Genomic DNA, 17,783 nt, shown 5'->3' with positions numbered 1-17,783 from the left:
TTTATAATGAAAGTAAGTAAAACAGAGTTACATCAGTTAATTAAAAATAAAATTAATAAAGCTGGGTTATCAGAAGAGCATGCTTCAATTGTAAGTGACGTGTTAACTTTTGCTGATGCTAGGGGTATTCATTCACATGGTGCAATGCGGGTCGAGTATTATTCAGAACGAATAGCAAAAGGTGGCATTACAAATAATCCAAAATTTTCTTTTGACCAAACAGGCCCTAGTTGCGGTGTCTTTGAAGGAGATAATGGTTCGGGCTTTGTTGCTGCGAAGTTAGCAATGGATCATGCGATTGAAATGGCAAAAGAAAATGGTGTTGCAGTAGTTGGTGCTCGCAACATCTCTCATAGTGGTGCTTTGGCTTATTACGTTGAAATGGCTGCGGCTCAAGATATGGTGGCTCTTTCTGTTTGTCAATCAGATCCAATGGTTGTTCCTTTCGGTGGAAGCGAACCTTATTTTGGAACAAATCCAATTGCTTTTGCTGCACCTAGCAACGATGACCGGATGATTACTTTTGATATGGCAACGACTGTTCAAGCCTGGGGGAAAATTTTGCATGCTCGCTCTAAAAAAGAAGCAATCCCAGATTCATGGGCGGTAGATGAAGAAGGAAATCCAACGACAGACTCTACCAAAGTAAATGCGCTGTTACCGATTTCGGGACCTAAAGGCTACGGATTAATGATGATGGTCGATATTTTATCTGGTATTTTGTTAGGAGTACCTTTTGGCAAGCATGTTTCATCTATGTATCACGATTTATCGAAAGGAAGAGAACTGGGTCAGCTTCATATAGTTATTAATCCAGAATTCTTTATTGGGCTAGAAACCTTCAAAAAAAATATTTCAGCAATGTTAGATGAAATAAAAGCAATAGCGCCTAGTCCTGGGTTTAAAGAAGTAAACTATCCTGGTGAACGTGGCAGAATGCGTGAGAAGAATTACGAAGCAGAAGGAATTGAAATTGTAGATGATATTTACAACTATTTAGTTAGTGATGATATTCATTATGATCGTTACGATCATAAGAACAAATTTGCAGAATAGTGATTTTTGCAAAATAGAGCAACGGAGGAATGTTGATGCTACACACGATTATAAAGGAAAATAGTTACCAAGACTCGATTGTCTTAATGCTATTAACGAATAAATTAAATACATTAGAAGGCGTTGAAAATGTTTCTGTGATGATGGGAACTCCTGCGAATAAAGATATTTTTAAAACAGGTGGATTGTATACGGATGAACTAGAAGCAGCTTCTTCTAATGATATGGCAATTGTTTTAGATATTGAAAATAGTTCGCTAGTTGAGCAAGTACTAACGGAAATAGATGCCTTTTTAGAGGAACAGACAAAAGGTGGCGGTGACAATGCGAATGAAGAAGTCGTTAAAACACGGGATAAAGCTTTTGATTTAGGAAAAGATGCCGGTGTTGCAGTTTTTTCTATTCCTGGCACACACGCGGCACTGGAAATTGAGAAAGCATTAGATGAAGGCAAACATGTTTTTTGTTTTAGTGACAACATTTCAACCGAAGACGAAAGACGTCTAAAAGAGCAAGCTCATGATGCTGGCTTGTTACTAATGGGACCAGATTGTGGAACAGGAATTATTAATGGAATTCCTGTTGCTTTCACTAACGCTATTCGTAAAGGAAAAATTGGTGTTGTAGGTGCTTCTGGAACTGGGATTCAAGAAGTAACAACGCTTATCCATAAACTTGGTGGTGGTGTAACAAACGCAATCGGAACCGGTGGACGCGATTTAAAAGCTGAAATCGGAGGTATTACTTTAAAAGATAGCATTGTTACGTTAGAGAAAGATACTAACACTGAAGTAATCGTCGTGATTTCAAAACCACCTGCACCAGAAGTACGTGATGAAGTCTTAGGTCTATTAAGAAGTCTTTCAAAACCAGCTGTTACAATTTTCTTGGGAGAAAAACCAGTTAACCATGAGGAAAATCTTTATCATGCGTACACATTGGAAGAAGCCGCTGAAATAGCTGTTCAATTGTTAAAGAAAGAACCCGTTGTTCCAATTAAAGAAACGTTACTAATTCCTGAAAATACTTTTAGCTCTCAGCAAAAATTTGTTAAAGGGCTTTATTCAGGAGGAACTCTTGCCTATGAAGCAGCGATGCTTTTAGAAGAAGGGTTAGGTTTAGCTGAAAACCCAGCGACTCCTGCTGGCTTTATTTTAAAAGTCGAAGGGCATGAAATCATTGATTTAGGCGACGATATCTATACACAAGGAAAACCGCATCCGATGATTGATCCAACGAAACGCAAAGAGATGTTAGAAACTGCTGGAAAAGATGCTGAAACAGCGATTATTCTTTTAGACATCGTGCTAGGCTATGGTTCTCATCAAAACATGGCTCAAGAATTAGCACCAACGATTAAGTCAATCAAAGAGACAGCCAAAGCAGAAGGCAGAGACTTGGTTGTCATTGCTACCATTGTTGGGACAGATGAAGATCCTCAAAATATTCATGAGCAAACAGCGATTATGGAACAAGCGGGTACTATTCTTTGTGATAGTAATGCGCAAGCCGTTCGTTTGGCATTAGGAATATTGGGCCATTCTTTAGATTCTGATGAAAAATCAATTATTTCTCAATCTGTAGATAAAGAAGTAAAAATCGAACCTTCAGAAAAAATGTTGGCATTGTTAACGAACCAATCTTTTATCAATATTGGGTTACGAAGTTTTTCAGAAGCAATCGTAAATCATGGCGGAAAAGTAATCCAGTATGATTGGCAACCGATTGCTGGTGGCAACATTACTTTGCAAAAAGCATTGCAATTTCTAAATAAAGTTGAATTGGATAAATAAGGAGACGAAAAAAATGGTATATAAAACAATCGATGAAGCAAACCAAGCGGTAGCCGCAAAAATTGTTGCTGGTTCTCCTTTCTTATTAGATGTTGTTCCAGCTAAATCAGTTATTAGTCAGCTAAATGAAGGAAAAGTATTACTTCACGCTGGACCTCCAATTACGTATGACAAAATGGTTGATCCAATTCAAGGTGCTTGTGTAGGGGCTGTTTTGTTTGAAGAATGGTGTGAAACAGAAGCGGAAGCTAGAGATATGTTGGCAAATGGAGAAGTAAAGCTAATTCCTTGTCATCATGTTAATGCAGTCGGACCAATGGGAGGCATTACTTCTGGTAATATGGCTGTTTTAGTGGTTGAAAATAAAACGGATGGTAATCATGCCTTCTGTACAATGAATGAGGGAATAGGAGCTGTATTGCGTTTTGGGGCGTATTCTCCGGAAGTGATTAATCGTTTAAGATGGATGAGAGATACTTTAGCGCCGGTCTTAAGTGCAGCTTTAAAAACGAAAGAAGAAGGTATTAACATTAATGTCTTAGTAGCGAAAGCTATTGCAATGGGAGATGAATTTCATCAAAGAAATATTGCAGCCTCTCTTGCTTTCTTAAAAGAAGTAGCACCGAGTATTGTAGGGCTAAAAGAGATTGATCAAGTAATGAAAGAAGAAGTCATCCAATTTTTAGCAGATACAGATCAATTCTTCCTAAATATCATGATGGCAGCATCTAAAGCAGTGATGGATGGTGCTAGATTAATTGAAGAGGGAACGATTGTGACAGCAATGTGCAGAAATGGTTATGAATTTGGGATCCGTATTGCAGGTATGGGTGATGAATGGTTCACAGGACCAGTCAACACGCCACAAGGATTATATTTCTCTGGATTTAGTGAAGCCGATGCTGCACCAGATATGGGTGACAGCGCAATTACAGAAACTTTTGGAGTAGGTGGGATGGCAATGATTGCTGCCCCAGCTGTGACTCGATTTGTCGGTTCAGGCGGCTTTTATGATGCTTTAAATACAAGTAATGAGATGACGGAAATTTGTATCGATAGTAATCCAAACTTCCCAGTTCCAACATGGGACTTCAAAGGGATTTGTTTAGGAATAGATGCTAGGAAAGTCGTAGAAACAGGTATTTTGCCTGTAATCAATACAGGAATTGCCAATAAAAAAGCCGGCTTAGGTCAAATCGGTGCAGGAACCGTAACTCCTCCAATCGACTGTTTTGAAAAAGCTGTGCTAGCTTATGCTAAGAAATTAGGTTTTGCTGAATAAGGTGAAAAAATGTTTATTAACGTAGCAGCTATTGACCAGTATTTACTAAATGAATCATTTGCCTATCAAAATTGGCACGTTCATAGCATATATAAAAATAGTTTTAATCTTCAAACTGAAGAGAAAAAAGAGTTAGTGGTTGTTACGACCACTGACTATCCTTTTTTACCAAATGGCATTTATCTGAATAGAAATGATTTTTTCAACATCAGAGCAACAATCAAAATGGGGGACTCACTTCTTTGGGGGAAAGAGAGGCTTTCTTTTTCAGACCATCACTTAATTTTGACTCATGGGGAAACGTATACTTCAGAAATTGAACACTCAGGAGAATGGATGGAATCAGCAATGGAATATTTCACTTTCTATTGCAAAAAATTGAAAAAAGAAACTGGCTTTCAGCGTTCTTTGACTGAATTAATCGAAGTAGAAAACCCATTTATGCATGCTATTTCTATGCTTTCGTCAGAACAAATTGAAGAGCAAAGGCGCGGTGTGGCATTTTTTTTAGGACGGGGACCAGGCTTAACAACTACTGGGGATGACATGTTATTAGGGCATTTAGCTGCAATGACTCTGTTGAAAAAAAACTCAAAAAATGTGAAACTACTTTTACATGAAGAGTTGAGAGCAACGACATCACCTACAACAGATGTCAGTCTGCATTATTTAAAGTGCGGAATAGTAGGACGATTTAGCAGGCCAGTAAAAGATTTAATGCAATTATTGGTAGAAGAATGTAGTCAGGAACAAATGAAACTAGGGGTTGAAGCAGTAATTAATTTCGGTCATACTTCGGGGATAGATTTATTGGCTGGATTTTTAGGAACAGTAGCTTATTTTAGGGGGAAATGAAGGAGGATTTCTATGGCAAATCGTGTAGTGATTGCATTAGGTGGTAATGCGATTTTAAAACCAAATCAAGAAGCAACGTTGGAAGTTCAATTAGAGAATGTAAAAATAAGTGCTGAACAAGTGGCAAAAATAGAAGAATTAGATTATGAAATTGTACTAACACATGGAAACGGTCCGCAAGTGGGCAATATTTTAAGACAAAATGAAGAAGCGAAAGAAGTTGTTCCTCCGTTTCCATTAGATGTCTGTAATGCTGAATCACAGGGATTTATTGGGTATATGTTAGAACAAAGTTTGAAGAATACGCTAGAAGAAAGAGGACTAACCAGTAATGTAATTACGTTATTAACTCAAACAGAAGTCTCAGCACAGGATGAAGCGTTCGATCATCCAACGAAACCAATTGGTATTTTCTATTCTGAAAGTGAAGCAAAACAATTAGAGCAAGAAAAAAACTGGGTCATGATGGAAGATGCTGGACGTGGTTATCGTCGAGTTGTTCCTTCGCCTAAACCTAAATCCATTCACGGAGTAGACGCAATTGTTAATTTGTTAAATCAAAATACGATTGTGATTGCTGGTGGTGGGGGTGGCATCCCAGTTACTCGCTGTCAAAATGGCTTATTAAAAGGGATTGAAGCTGTAATTGATAAGGATCGAACAGGTAAAAAATTAGCAGAACAAATTGATGCCAATGTATTTATGATGCTGACAGATGTAAGTAATGTTTATATTAATTATGGCAAAGAAAATCAAGAGAAGTTGGCAACCATTTCAGTAGAACAAGCCCAAAAATATATGGAGCAAGGCCATTTTGCTGATGGAAGTATGGGGCCGAAAATGGAAGCCGCAATTGCTTTTGCAGAGCAAGGGAAAACGGCAATTATTTGTTCCTTAGAGGAAGCTGACCAAGCCCTGTTAGGAAAAGCGGGTACAAGAATAACTGGCTAAGATAAAGCGAAAGAAGTTAAAAAAGAGTGAATTTCTCTTTTTTAACTTCTTTTTTAGTAACTATTGATTAGAGCGATCAGAAAGCTCTAAAGCCAATCGTAAGTTCAAACTATTCGTTGGGTCTTGAATGTTTTTTCCAAGCAGTTTGGCACAATGATCGATACGATATTTGATTGTATTGCGGTGTAAGAACATCTCTTTCGCTGTTTTTGAAATCTCACATTGGAAACTTAGGTAACATTGTAATGTCTTCCGTAGCTCAATAAAAGAGTCCTCGATTGGATAAGCTAATTCCTTTAAGGTAGTTTCGCAGAAATAATGGATATCTTCAAGGCTCATTTTTTCAAATAAACTTTTCATTCCTTTTGGGAGGTAGCGATGGGTCAGTTTAAGTTCTGTTAGTGTCAGCATTTCTTCATAAGCTGTCTTGGCCTCAATAAATGAGCTAGCAATTTGTTCAATTGTTTCGTATAAGTTTCCTAAGGAGAAAGTTAACGTGATAGGCAATTTTTCACTGAGTTCTACTGATACTTCTCTAAGAACTGCTTCTAAATTATCTACCCGACTTTGGACTAAAATCGCTAAATGATTTGTGTTTTTGACTTTAAAAATACTGATGTTTTTAACACGTAAGGGTAATGTTTCTTGCAACCATTGGAAGGCAATATCACTTTCTTCTTGTTGGTATTTAATTTTTGTTGCAGTTGTTGACGTTTGATAACAAGCAGCATAGACAACTTGATATTGCGTACTTTTTTTGAAGCCGTAATTCGCACCTAAATCTAACCAATCACGTTTTGTTTGATGAGGTGTTTGTTGCGATTCGATTAATTGTGTTAAAAAATCGCTTTTCAGTAATTCAAGGGATTCTTGTATTTTTTGGTTTTTATAAAGCATAAATGATAGCACTAAGCAGGCTTGTTCTACTGCAAATTCTGACATTGGATAAGGAACTTGTTCTGGATTTAAAATCAACAAATAGTGAGGGAAATAACTATTGAATGTAACGGAAAAGCCAGCAATTTGCAGAGGCATTTGATTTAAATCGTTGATAATAAATGACGCATGGTTGTCCTCAATCCAACAATCATATTTTGCAGCTAGCTGTTCTACATAGTATTCTGCCGGCTTAGATGTTTGAGTAAAATGTTTTGAATGGGCAATCACTTTGCGATAAGGACTCAACAAGATAACTGGCGTGTTAATCATTTTCCCGAAATCAGCAATAAATCTGGCTATACTTACATCGTGAATTAGTAAATCAGAAAAACGTTTTTGAATATCTAAGGCATAACTAAGTTGCTCTGTTTTTGTATTCCATAAATAGTTCAATAATTGATGAAGCAAGGCACCTAAAGGTTGGGTACTGGGAATTTTAACAATTGGGAATTTTATTTTGTTGGCGTAGGCAATCACTTCAGGATCGATTGCCTCAATAAATCGGCCAACTTTGATACCAATTCCTGCAGCTTCCTGCTCTTTAAGAGAATCGATTAAGGCAATTAAGTCTTTTTGTTTATCTTTGTAAACCATTGCTGTAGTTAAAAGAAAAATTTTTTTAGGAATAAAATTTGCGACATCTGGTGTTTCAGAAATCTCAATACTTTCAACAATAGTATTTGCTTCGGTTGGTAGTGTAAGCAATGTTAAATCAGAAAATCTTGGGATTTTAAGTAATTCTTCTAATGTAGTCAAACGACATCCTCCTTTTGTACCTATTTTAAATGATAGCGCATTCCTATTCAAGAGTGTTTTGTGCAAAATGCCCTAAATTATATTTTTTTTATTTAAAATAGACAAGATGACATGAAGATAAAATTAGTGAAATGTCTGAAGATTGCAGAAATGAATGCACAATAGAAACACTTTGTATAAATAATCAAATGATTGTTTAAATTGCACAAATAATTTGATAAGTTTGTGAAAGATAATGATGCGACTTCTCTAGTTAACGCTTACAATTAGGTGGGATGATGAATGATTTCATTTTTTTATAGGAGGTAAATGCACAAACTTTTTGAGGATTTAAAGAAAATGTAAGGTTGGAGGAAAAAACATGGATAGAAAAAGTAAAGGTATCGGTATGGAGTATTGGAAAAAAATTATTATTTTACTTTGCTCAGGCTGGGTAACGATTTGGGTTTATCGTTCCGCTTTAGCACCAGCTTATCCACAAATTAATGCATCTTTGGGAGGAAATATCTCAGATACGGCACTAGGATCAATTTCAAGTTTTTATTTCTTAGGCTATGTTGCTATGCAAATACCAGCAGGATTTTTAGTCGATAAGATTGGAAAGAAAAAAGTATTGATTCCAGGCTTTATCGTTTTTGGAATTGCAGCGCTTCTAATTTCGCAAGCAACAAGCATTTCGATGATTTATTTAGGTAGTATTTTGGCTGGATTAGGCTGTGGTTCATTTTACGGATCAGCTTATTCTTTAACTTCTCAAAATATTCCACAGGAAAAAAGAAGTTTCTCAACAGCTATTGTCAACAGCGGTTCAGCAGTGGGGTCAGGGATTGGTTTAATTCTTTCTAGTTTCTTAGTAGTACAACTTAAAATGCCTTGGCAAACTATGATGTATATTTCAGTTGTATTGATTATTTGTATGCTAATTGCATTTATGCTAATTATTCGTGGAAACAAAGAAGATGCAGCCTTTTTAGCTCAATCGGCAGCGGCAGAAGCAGAAATAGCAGCTAAAGAAGCTAAAACAGAAGTTGTAAAAAAAGAACATGTATCATTTAAAAAATTATTCTCTCCCAAAATGCTATTTGCTTATATTTTATATTTTGCTACTTGCTATGCTTATTATATGACAGTTACTTGGTTACCTAACTTTTTAGGAACAGAAAGAGGGTTTGAAGGAGCAGCGATTGGTTTCTCTTCTTCATTGGTTGCCTTTGCATCAATTCCAGGAGCTCTTTTCTTTAGTCGATTAGCAGATAAATATATGGATAAAAAAGTAAGGTTTATTGTTATCTTGGAATTTCTGGCAGCAGCAATGTTATTACTAACTGTTCAAGCGACAAATTCAACATTCCTTTTAGTAGCTCTTATCTTATACGGATTTTTAGGGAAACTAGCAGTAGAACCAATTATTATTTCTTGGCTTGGAGAGAACGCTCCTAAAGTAGGTGTTGGAACAACATTAGGCGTGTTCAACTTCTTCGGAATGATGTCTTCTGTTATTGCACCAACATTAACAGGATCAATTTCTGATGCTACAGGCTCAAAAGTAATGGGCTTCTATATCGCGGTTATTCTATTAGTTTTAGGTACAACATTATTCTTTATTGCTAATCTTAACAAAAAGAAAACCACTATTTAATAAGCAATTATCGTTTAATTTGTAGTAGAATTATCCGTCATTATTCAAAAAGTGAGGAAATTTTTATGGACAAAATTCGTAAAATGAGTATGACAAATCAGGTAATGTTAGCTACAGTATTAGGTATTGCTGCGGGATTCATTTTTCAAGAAAAAGTTGAATTCCTAAAAATTGTTGGGGATTTATTCTTACGGCTAATTCAAATGTCTGTTGTTGTGTTAATTATGGGGGCTGTGATTGAAGCTGTAGGAGGATTAGAAGCCAAAGAATTGGGTAAAATAGGACTTAAAGTCTTCCTTTGGTTCATGGGTTCCACTGTTTTAGCAGCTGTGATTGGAGTCGTGTTTGGTTTAATCCTAAAACCAGGTGTTGGTATAGCATTTAAAGGTTTTGAATCAACGACTATACAATCAAGCACAGAGAGTCTCCATGATATTATCGTTGGTTTTATTCCTAAAAATATTATTGAAGCCATGGCACAAGCGAATATGATTCAAGTCATTATGTTTTCATTACTATTTGGTTTAGCGTTGAGTCTTATCAAAAATGAAGGGAAAAATGGACAGATTTTAGATTTTGTCTCTTCCTTCAATAATGTGATTCTGAAAATGGTTTCTTTAATCATGAAATTAGCGCCCATCGGTGTGTTTTGTTTGATTGCACCAGTAATAGGAAATGTTGGTACGGGAGTATTAGTGACTTTAATGAAATTTTTACTGACATTAGGATTGAGTGCGATTTTATTCTTGATTGTTTGGTTGATTATTACGGCACTTTATTGCAAAGTAAGCTTAAAAAAATTGATCCAAAACATGTGGCGAATGTCTTTAGTGGCATTTACTACAACATCATCTGCGGTGACATTACCGATTCAAATTGAAGACTGTAAAGAAAAATTAGGAATCAGTGATCGAATATCAAAATTAGTGATTCCTCTGGGGATGACCTTAAACAGTAATGGTTTATCGCTTTTCTTATCACTATCAATTATTACTTTTGCCCAGTTCTATAATATTCAAATGGGAATTGGTCAGCTAGTTCAAGCAGTACTATTGTCAACGTTGGCTTGTCTAGGAACAGTTGTTGTTCCTGGAGGAGGCTTGGTGGCACTGGCAACTGTTATGCCAATGCTGAATTTACCGACAGAAAGTATTGCCCTTTTAGCAGGGATCGACTGGTTTTCAGGAATGTTTAGAACGTTGTTAAATGTCGATGCAGATACAACGGTAGCATTAATTATTGCAGCAGACGAAAAAGAGTTAGATTATGATATTTTTAATTCCTAAAAATAGTACGAAGTAAAAAAGTTATCTGCCTAGAGTTTTTAGAAACATTCTATTGCTATAGCTAATTTAGTAAAGTGACACCTATGAGCTAAATCATAGGTGTCACTTTTTTGCCTTGATTATCGTTCCATCTAATTACTAAGGATAATAGATGAAGTAAACAGATTTTTCCGATATACTTAGAGTAAGGAATGAGGTGGAAGAAATGAGTAAAACAAATAAAATGTACATGGTTGCTCAATTAGCTGGGTTCTCTTTAACTGATTTACAGCAAGAAATACTAGATTGGCTTAGTTTAGTGCGTATTTTAACCACCCCTAAAACCTTTCAATGGGGAACAGAGATAGCAACTGATTTTGATTTAAAAGAATTGCAAGCCAAGATTCAAGCATTATCTGAGGAAGAAAATTTATGGCTAAAGCTGAAATGTCAGGGTGGTGAATTCCAGCTTCATATAGCTAACTTGACACTTTTTATGAGAAATATTATAGATACCGAAATTTATTCAGAAAATGCTCTGATGATTGAAGATTACTTTGATACTCGCGTCATAAAAAATGGTATTTATGCTCAAATTCGTTCACTAGATGAATATTTGTACAATAATGTTGAAAAAATTGAGAAACGAAAATTTGACAGTGAAAAAGAAATTTCTAACCTACCGAAACGCTATAACAATGAAAAAGAAATTGTTATTGATTGTAATCAATTGGCTGGATACGATGTGGATTTTAGAGGGTTATCATTGACGTCTTGTTGGAAAATGTATTATTCCAATATCTATTTTCAAATAATTCCTAAGCAAGTTTTTTTAGAAGTCCAACAAGTTCAAAAAATAGAAGAGCTAGACCATGATGTTGTTAAAATCACTCTTTTTAATTCTCCAGAAAATTGGCAAATGGATGTTAATAAAAATTTTCAACGACTTTTTAGAGACCAAATGGGGTTTGACCAACTAGCATGGAATAACGGTGTGGGTGTTTTGCGAGCGCCCTTTATTGAATTTGCTTTTGTTGATGATATGATTCAAACTGTTCAGTATCAAAATGACCAACTACAGCCAGTTGAAAAAAAATCGGCAACTAATTTTGTGACGCGAAGTTATGATTATGTTCATAAGCGTTACTTAGAAAACCGAACCAAAGGAATCTTGAATGCACAAGCATATTTTCCGTGGATCGATCAAAAAAGCCAGAAAATGATGAACTATCGTGTATTAAATCCTGATTTGGCGATTGATGGCGGAGTGTCAGCCTATGAATTTTACATTCGTCAATTTTTGGAAATCAATGTGCTGGACGAGAATTATGATACGTTTACTTCAGTATTACGGTTTTACTTACCGAAAGAATCTGTTAAAAAGATACCATTACAGGCGCTACAAGAAAAACTGAAAGATATAACCATTACTAATTTAGAACAAAAAGAGGCCTCTACTTATTTTGATTTAAAAAAATCATCGAATCATCTACGAGTGGTTTTTCTTGATTATAGTTATTTAGATTCAGTGAATCAAACAGTTGAAGCAGTAGAATAAAAATGAATTATAGAAAAAAGAAATCAAGCGAATCTACAACTCCACTTGATTTCTTTTTTTATTTTATTTCCTGTGTTTGTTAAGGTATTGCATGATAGATAATGTTAGGCAGTTTTTGAAACGACCTCTTTTTGTTCGACAGGCTTTTTCACTATTCCCAAAATAATTGCTGAAACGACAGCACCTATTGCGATAAACAATAAGAATAAAATGGGGTGACTTAATAGTAAGACAACGAAAATACCGCCATGAGGAGCTAATAAACGAATGCCAAAGCCACCAACTAGGGCACCTGATAATGCAGAACCCACAACAAAACTAGGAATCGTGCGTAATGGATCGGCAGCAGCAAAAGGAATGGCTCCTTCTGTAACAAAAGACAACCCCATCACTAAGTTTGTTAAACCAGCGTCTTTTTGCTCTTTTGTAAATTTATGTTTAAATAGCAATGTTGCAACAAAAATCGCTAAAGGAGGAACCATTCCCCCAGCCATAACAGAAGCCATGATTGTACTTCCGCCCTCAGCAACGGTTGAAGCGATAGAAGCTGTACCAAAGACATAGGCAGCTTTGTTAATAGGACCACCTAAATCAATGGCCATCATACCTGCTAATAAAGCACCTAATAACGCTGCATTTGTACCACTAAGCCCTGATAAGAAGTCGTTTAGACCGTCATTTACAATTTTCATTGGAATATTAATTAGTAGCATTAATCCACCAGTAATCAGTAAACCAAATACTGGATAAAAAAGAATGGTTTTAATCCCATCTAACGATTTAGGTAGTCCTTTGAAGACTTTTTTCAAGAAAACGATCACATAACCGGCAAGGAAACCACCAATTAAGGCTCCTAAGAAACCTGCACCGCCTGTATTAGCAAGAGCACCTGCTGTAAAACCGACAATTAGACCTGGACGATCTGCAATACTTGAAGCGATAAAACCAGCTAACACGGGTAGCATGAAACCAAAAGCAGCACCACCAATTTGATTAAACCAAGCAGCAGGCTCATTAAAAGAACCTAATTTACTTAAACTATCTTGTGGTACACCCATAAATTGATCAATCATAAAGGACAAAGCAATCGCAATTCCTCCACCAATAACAAAAGGAAGCATATGGGAAACACCATTCATTAAGTCTTTATAAATTCTTGAACCGATCGATCCTTCAGCAGAAGAATTTTCAGTAGCCTCTTCTGAGTTATTGCCATGAAAGGTGGGTGCTTCTCCATTTGTTGCCAAAGTAATTAATTCTTTCGTCTTACGAATCCCGTCACTAACAGGTCGATTTACTAATTTTTTACCATTAAAGCGATTCATGTCTACTTTTTTATCAGCAGCAATGATCACTCCTTCTGCGCGAGCAATATCTTCTGTCGTTAAGCGATTTTTGATTCCATCAGAACCATTTGTTTCTACTTTAATCTCGACGTTCATTTCTTTTGCCATTTTTTTCAATGCATCTTCTGCCATATAAGTATGAGCAATTCCAGTTGGACAAGCCGTAACTGCCACAACAAATGTACGATTTGTTTCTTTGATTTCTGCTGAGCGTTCTTGTCGTTCTTCTGCTTCTCTTTCTGTTTCTGCTGCTTGAAAAAGCGCTTGAACTTCATCTGGTGTGTTGACTTCTTTTAGTTGTGCAACGAAATCTGGATTAATCAACAATTTTGATAATGAGGCCAAGGCCTGTAAATGAGTGTCATTAGCGCCTTCTGGAGCTGCGATCATGAAGAATAGGTAAGCTGGTTGTCCATCTAAAGAGTCGTAGTCAACTCCATTATTACTTTTAGCAAAAAGAACGGTTGCTTCTTTAACCGCTTTATTTTTAGCGTGGGGCATGGCAATTCCATCACCTAAACCAGTTGATGTTTGAGCTTCACGAGTTAATATCCCTTCTTTATAAGTTGCGATATCTGTAATTCGACCGCCGGCATACATTTTTTCTACCATTTCATCGATAGCACCTTTTTTATCCGTCGCTTGTAAATCCATAATCATAACATCTTTTACTAACAAATCTTTAATATTCATAATATACCCCCCTAAATTTTTTCGATTTTAACTTCATTGACTAATTCATTAATGAACTCCGTCGTAGCCAAGTCATCAGAGAAAGCTGTAGCACTGCCACAAGCAACGCCCCATTTAAAAGCTTCAACCGGGTCTTGATTTTTTTCGTAAGTTCCAATAAACCCAGCAATCATAGAATCGCCAGCACCGACAGAATTTTTTAATGGTCGTTTTAAAACATTTGATTTATAAATTCCTTCTTTAGTGAATAGAAGAGCACCATCACCAGCCATCGAGATTATTGCGTATTGAGCGCCTTCTAAAAGTAATTTTTTCCCATAAGGAATAATGTCAGAAATCGATTGAAAACTAGTTTTATAAAGTTCTGCTAATTCATGATTATTTGGTTTTACCAGTAGTGGTTTTTCTGGAAGAGCTCTCAGTAAATCTTCACCAGTTGTATCAATCACAAATTCAGCGTTCTTTTCTTTAATGATTTGAATAAGTTCTTCATAAAAACCATGACGTAAATTCGTAGGTGTACTTCCAGATAAAACCACAATATCGCCAGTTGAAACAGTGCTTAACGTTTCTTTCAATTCTTCCATTTCATTTAGGCTAATGTTAGGTCCAGAGCCGTTAATTTCCGTTTCAGCTTGGTCCTTTAATTTGATATTAATTCTAGTGTCTTCTTGGACAGACGTAAAATTTGTAGCGATCTTTTCACGTTCTAACCAGTCTGAGATAAATTGTCCCGTGAACCCGCCGATAAAACCTAAAGCAGTAGAATCAGAGTTCGTTCGTTTTAAAATGCGTGACACATTGATTCCTTTTCCGCCAGGCAATTTAAAATCATCATTCATGCGATTCAATTCGCCTAATCTTAGTTCTGCTACATGAACAATGTAGTCTATAGAAGGATTAAGCGTAACAGTATAAATCATTGAATAGCCTCCTTGATCGTCGTTTTTTCTTCAAATTGTTTGAAAACCTCTTTTGGACACTGGTCAATTAATAAAGTAACTTTTTCAATTCCAGTAACTTTTGTAAAACTGATTTTATTTAATTTCGTATGGTCAATTAGGACATAAGCCTCTTCACTTTGCTGAATAGCTAACTCCTTTAACGCCGCTTCTTCTGGATCAGGTGTGGTTAAACCAAAAGTAAGATGAACCCCATTCATTCCCATAAAGACTTTATTAAAGTAAAAGTGGCTTAACTGTTCCATACTAGTAGACCCAATAATCGCTTTTGTTGAAAGCTTCAAAGAACCACCTAAAATAATTGTGTGAATGTTCATATCAACTAATTTCGCAGCATGATGAACAGAATTAGTGACAACTGTCAGATTTTTTTGAGTAATAAAAGGCAACATTTCTAAAGTAGTTGATCCTGCATCTAAGTAAATGACATCACCATCTTGAATAAATTCAGCTGCTAAAGCCGCAACTTTTTGTTTTTCTTGAACGTTTTTGAACGTTTTTTCAGTCATGTCTTGTTCAAAACCTAGATTTAGAATTCTTTTCGCGCCACCATGAATACGTTCCAATAATTGAGCATCCTCTAATTCTTGTAAATCTCTTCGTATTGTTGATTCAGAAGCATCTAAAAGGATTGAAAGTTCTTGGGATTTAACGATTGGCTTTTGTTCTAATAAACGTAATATTGCTTGATGTCTCTCGTCAGTAAGCATTTTCACACCTCATTTCACTTGTATCATAGCACACTGTTATGAATGATGCAATCAAAATCGGTCAAAAACGTTCGTTAGATATGGATAAGAATAGCTCGTCAAGAAATACCTCAAAGCAATTTTCTTTTCATCTAACTGAAAGGCCTAAAAAATGGAGAAATTCAAGCGCAATAAAGCATTGAAACTAGTCCGAAAATATTGAGTGACGAGGATGAAATGTTTAGAAATTTTATGGGGGAACAAAAAATCTATACTTATAAAAACTTGTAGCCTATTTTAAATCTAATCAAAAGGGCAATTGCCAAACAAGTGCTGAAGGAATCACATTTTTATAGCGAAGTAAATTTTGCGGTAATAGAAATAAAAGTGTATTAAAGGTCTTTTTTATTTTGAATAATGATACACAGTTGGCGTTTAGTTGTATACTGTTAGATAGAAGAGAGAAGGCGTAATAATGAATAGTATGCAATACAAGATTACATTACCGAATGATTACGATATGACCGTAATCAGAGAAAGAGTTAGGAAAAATGGAGCTAAAACAGATGGTTTCGAGGGTTTATTATTCAAAGCGTATTTGATAATAGATTCTGCTGATAAAAAACAGTATGCCCCTTTGTACATTTGGAAAGATAGTGTTGGGATGAACAAATTTATTTTTGAAGGTTATTATGATAATATTTTGAAGTCGTTTGGTTGGCAAAAAATCAATATTGGGGTACCTTTAGATGTTCACATGTCCACTCAATTTAGTGAAGCTAAGTATGTTTTTGAGACAGTGAATAGTATTGAAGAAGCGACAAATATTTCCTATCCAACATTTTTAACTGAAGAAAAAGACTGTGTTGGTAAAGTTTTAGTTTACAATCCAGACAAATGGAATTATACTGCTTTTTATTTCTATAAAGAAGTGCCAACAGGAAAGAATACTCGTTTTGTTTATGAAATCTTACATTTATCGATGTAAAAATAAGAGAGAAGGCTAAAGCTTGTTTGATCAGCTTAACCTCCTCTTTTTTTAGTCCTTAGATGCACTTAAAATTTTAAAGTAGAAATAGGGGTTGGTTTTTGTGAACCATAATTGGCATCGAAATTCCGATTAAAGATACAAGAATAGAGAACATTTAGCACGTATTCAATTGCAAGTTGGGAAGAAAAAGTTGAAACTTTAAAAGCAGCCTTTTCATCGTTAGGAATTAACAGTAGTTCGCTAGCATAAGAAGCTAAAAGACTCTCAGGGTTTGAAGTTATGGCAATAATCGGGGTTCCATTTTGTTTAAATATTTTTGCTTCATTTACAATTTCAGCTGTGTTTCCACTATAGGAAACAATAAGCGCAACATCTTTTTTAGTCGCATTAGTGGCTAGGTAAAATTGTTCTGGCTGTAGTTGGGTTAAGCGAACATATAGATTGATTCGTAATAATTTTGTCTGAAAATCCACTAATCGAATGAAAGAGTTACTAACACCAATTGCAATAATATTTTGGGCTTTGAGTAAATAGTCAACACTTTTAGTCAGAACATCATTTGAAAGTTGGCTTTGGGTTGAGTTAATTGTTTCTTGCGTTAATTGAGCAATTTTTTTAGAAATCAGAAGATCGGAATCTCTAGCTTGGAAAGGCATATTCACATCAATGTTATTGATAGTTTGATAGTAAAGTTCTAGATCACGAGTCAGTTTAATTTTAAACTCTTTAAAGCCACTAACACCGGTCTTTTTGCATAACCGGACAATCGTAGAGGTAGATGAATTTGTAAATTTTGCTAACTCATAAATAGACATATGAAGTACTCGTTCGGTGTGTTCCAGAATTAAATTAATAATCAATTGTTCGTTATATGTAAAGTCAATTCTGGTTAATTGTTCAATAAGGTTCATAAATAAAGGCCTCCTATGTGATTGATAATCGTTAAGTTGATAAGATTTGTAGTCGCTAAGAAACATTGTTCCGCAATTAGTATACATGAGATTGATC

At 35.6% G+C, this 17,783-nt stretch carries 14 protein-coding genes; 9 read left to right on the top strand and 5 right to left on the bottom strand.

Annotated features, from left to right (window positions below; genetic code table 11):
• Positions 1 to 6 precede the first annotated feature (6 nt).
• Genes allD through arcC form a run of 5 tightly spaced genes read left to right on the top strand, consistent with a single transcriptional unit; the run spans position 7 to position 5,937 of the window.
• Positions 7 to 1,056 (top strand): ureidoglycolate dehydrogenase, encoded by a 1,050-nt coding sequence (gene allD, locus BCR26_RS05415; RefSeq protein WP_069697956.1) that lies wholly within the window; start codon positions 7 to 9, stop codon positions 1,054 to 1,056.
• Between the two features lie 35 nt (positions 1,057 to 1,091).
• Positions 1,092 to 2,849, top strand: coding sequence for an acyl-CoA synthetase FdrA (fdrA, locus tag BCR26_RS05410; RefSeq protein ID WP_069697955.1), 1,758 nt, complete (start codon positions 1,092 to 1,094; stop codon positions 2,847 to 2,849).
• Between the two features lie 13 nt (positions 2,850 to 2,862).
• Positions 2,863 to 4,131, top strand: coding sequence for a YlbE family protein (locus BCR26_RS05405; protein WP_069697954.1), 1,269 nt, complete (start codon positions 2,863 to 2,865; stop codon positions 4,129 to 4,131).
• A gap of 9 nt (positions 4,132 to 4,140) precedes the next feature.
• A complete protein-coding gene (locus BCR26_RS05400; protein ID WP_069697953.1) occupies positions 4,141 to 4,986 on the top strand; it encodes an oxamate carbamoyltransferase subunit AllH family protein in 846 nt (281 codons plus the stop codon).
• 12 nt (positions 4,987 to 4,998) lie between these two features.
• On the top strand, positions 4,999 to 5,937 hold the full coding sequence (arcC, locus tag BCR26_RS05395) for a carbamate kinase (protein WP_069697952.1): 939 nt from the start codon (positions 4,999 to 5,001) through the stop codon (positions 5,935 to 5,937).
• A 60-nt stretch (positions 5,938 to 5,997) separates the two neighbouring features.
• On the opposite strand, the gene BCR26_RS05390 is transcribed toward arcC, so the two are convergent.
• A complete protein-coding gene (locus BCR26_RS05390) occupies positions 5,998 to 7,632 on the bottom strand; it encodes a PucR family transcriptional regulator (protein ID WP_069697951.1) in 1,635 nt (544 codons plus the stop codon).
• Between the two features lie 361 nt (positions 7,633 to 7,993).
• Here BCR26_RS05390 and BCR26_RS05385 point away from each other — a divergent pair, with 361 nt between their 5' ends.
• The 3 genes from BCR26_RS05385 (at position 7,994) to BCR26_RS05375 (ending at position 12,094) form a co-directional block, all read left to right on the top strand.
• The gene (locus BCR26_RS05385) at positions 7,994 to 9,271 is read left to right on the top strand and encodes an MFS transporter (protein ID WP_069697950.1); all 1,278 of its coding nucleotides are present in this window, start codon (positions 7,994 to 7,996) and stop codon (positions 9,269 to 9,271) included.
• A gap of 65 nt (positions 9,272 to 9,336) precedes the next feature.
• Complete coding sequence (locus BCR26_RS05380) at positions 9,337 to 10,557, top strand: dicarboxylate/amino acid:cation symporter (RefSeq protein WP_084387034.1); 1,221 nt, start codon at positions 9,337 to 9,339, stop codon at positions 10,555 to 10,557.
• 205 nt (positions 10,558 to 10,762) lie between these two features.
• Complete coding sequence (locus tag BCR26_RS05375) at positions 10,763 to 12,094, top strand: hypothetical protein (protein WP_069697949.1); 1,332 nt, start codon at positions 10,763 to 10,765, stop codon at positions 12,092 to 12,094.
• 104 nt (positions 12,095 to 12,198) lie between these two features.
• Here the strand turns inward: BCR26_RS05375 and BCR26_RS05370 are convergent, their stop codons facing one another.
• From BCR26_RS05370 to BCR26_RS05360, 3 genes are read right to left on the bottom strand one after another with little or no spacing between them, the layout of a single operon-like run.
• Complete coding sequence (locus tag BCR26_RS05370) at positions 12,199 to 14,133, bottom strand: PTS fructose transporter subunit IIABC (RefSeq protein WP_069697948.1); 1,935 nt, start codon at positions 14,131 to 14,133, stop codon at positions 12,199 to 12,201.
• 11 nt (positions 14,134 to 14,144) lie between these two features.
• Complete coding sequence (gene pfkB / locus BCR26_RS05365; RefSeq protein ID WP_069697947.1) at positions 14,145 to 15,056, bottom strand: 1-phosphofructokinase; 912 nt, start codon at positions 15,054 to 15,056, stop codon at positions 14,145 to 14,147.
• A complete protein-coding gene (locus BCR26_RS05360; RefSeq protein ID WP_069697946.1) occupies positions 15,053 to 15,805 on the bottom strand; it encodes a DeoR/GlpR family DNA-binding transcription regulator in 753 nt (250 codons plus the stop codon). The genes pfkB and BCR26_RS05360 overlap by 4 nt, the downstream gene beginning before the upstream one ends.
• A gap of 454 nt (positions 15,806 to 16,259) precedes the next feature.
• Between BCR26_RS05360 and BCR26_RS05355 the strand changes: the two genes are divergently transcribed.
• On the top strand, positions 16,260 to 16,772 hold the full coding sequence (locus BCR26_RS05355) for a DUF4865 family protein (RefSeq protein ID WP_069697945.1): 513 nt from the start codon (positions 16,260 to 16,262) through the stop codon (positions 16,770 to 16,772).
• Positions 16,773 to 16,840: 68 nt separating this feature from the next.
• On the opposite strand, the gene BCR26_RS05350 is transcribed toward BCR26_RS05355, so the two are convergent.
• A complete protein-coding gene (locus BCR26_RS05350) occupies positions 16,841 to 17,686 on the bottom strand; it encodes a MurR/RpiR family transcriptional regulator (RefSeq protein WP_069697944.1) in 846 nt (281 codons plus the stop codon).
• Positions 17,687 to 17,783: the final 97 nt, after the last annotated feature.

This window comes from Enterococcus rivorum (assembly GCF_001742285.1).
GTDB classification, from domain to species: Bacteria; Bacillota; Bacilli; order Lactobacillales; family Enterococcaceae; genus Enterococcus_L; species Enterococcus_L rivorum.
The sequence above is the reverse complement of the archived record's forward strand: the minus strand, read 5'-3'. Positions and strand labels throughout refer to the sequence as shown.

What these genes read in the sequence shown, in the direction of transcription:
- fdrA (WP_069697955.1), top strand. Translation starts at nt 1,092, where the DNA reads ATGCTACACACGATTATAAAGGAAAATAGTTACCAAGACTCGATTGTC.
- BCR26_RS05405 (WP_069697954.1), top strand. Translation starts at nt 2,863, where the DNA reads ATGGTATATAAAACAATCGATGAAGCAAACCAAGCGGTAGCCGCAAAA.
- pfkB (WP_069697947.1), bottom strand. Translation starts at nt 15,056, where the DNA reads ATGATTTATACTGTTACGCTTAATCCTTCTATAGACTACATTGTTCAT.
- BCR26_RS05360 (WP_069697946.1), bottom strand. Translation starts at nt 15,805, where the DNA reads ATGCTTACTGACGAGAGACATCAAGCAATATTACGTTTATTAGAACAA.
- BCR26_RS05370 (WP_069697948.1), bottom strand. Translation starts at nt 14,133, where the DNA reads ATGAATATTAAAGATTTGTTAGTAAAAGATGTTATGATTATGGATTTA.
- BCR26_RS05380 (WP_084387034.1), top strand. Translation starts at nt 9,337, where the DNA reads ATGGACAAAATTCGTAAAATGAGTATGACAAATCAGGTAATGTTAGCT.
- BCR26_RS05350 (WP_069697944.1), bottom strand. Translation starts at nt 17,686, where the DNA reads ATGAACCTTATTGAACAATTAACCAGAATTGACTTTACATATAACGAA.
- BCR26_RS05375 (WP_069697949.1), top strand. Translation starts at nt 10,763, where the DNA reads ATGAGTAAAACAAATAAAATGTACATGGTTGCTCAATTAGCTGGGTTC.
- arcC (WP_069697952.1), top strand. Translation starts at nt 4,999, where the DNA reads ATGGCAAATCGTGTAGTGATTGCATTAGGTGGTAATGCGATTTTAAAA.
- BCR26_RS05385 (WP_069697950.1), top strand. Translation starts at nt 7,994, where the DNA reads ATGGATAGAAAAAGTAAAGGTATCGGTATGGAGTATTGGAAAAAAATT.
- BCR26_RS05400 (WP_069697953.1), top strand. Translation starts at nt 4,141, where the DNA reads ATGTTTATTAACGTAGCAGCTATTGACCAGTATTTACTAAATGAATCA.
- BCR26_RS05355 (WP_069697945.1), top strand. Translation starts at nt 16,260, where the DNA reads ATGAATAGTATGCAATACAAGATTACATTACCGAATGATTACGATATG.
- allD (WP_069697956.1), top strand. Translation starts at nt 7, where the DNA reads ATGAAAGTAAGTAAAACAGAGTTACATCAGTTAATTAAAAATAAAATT.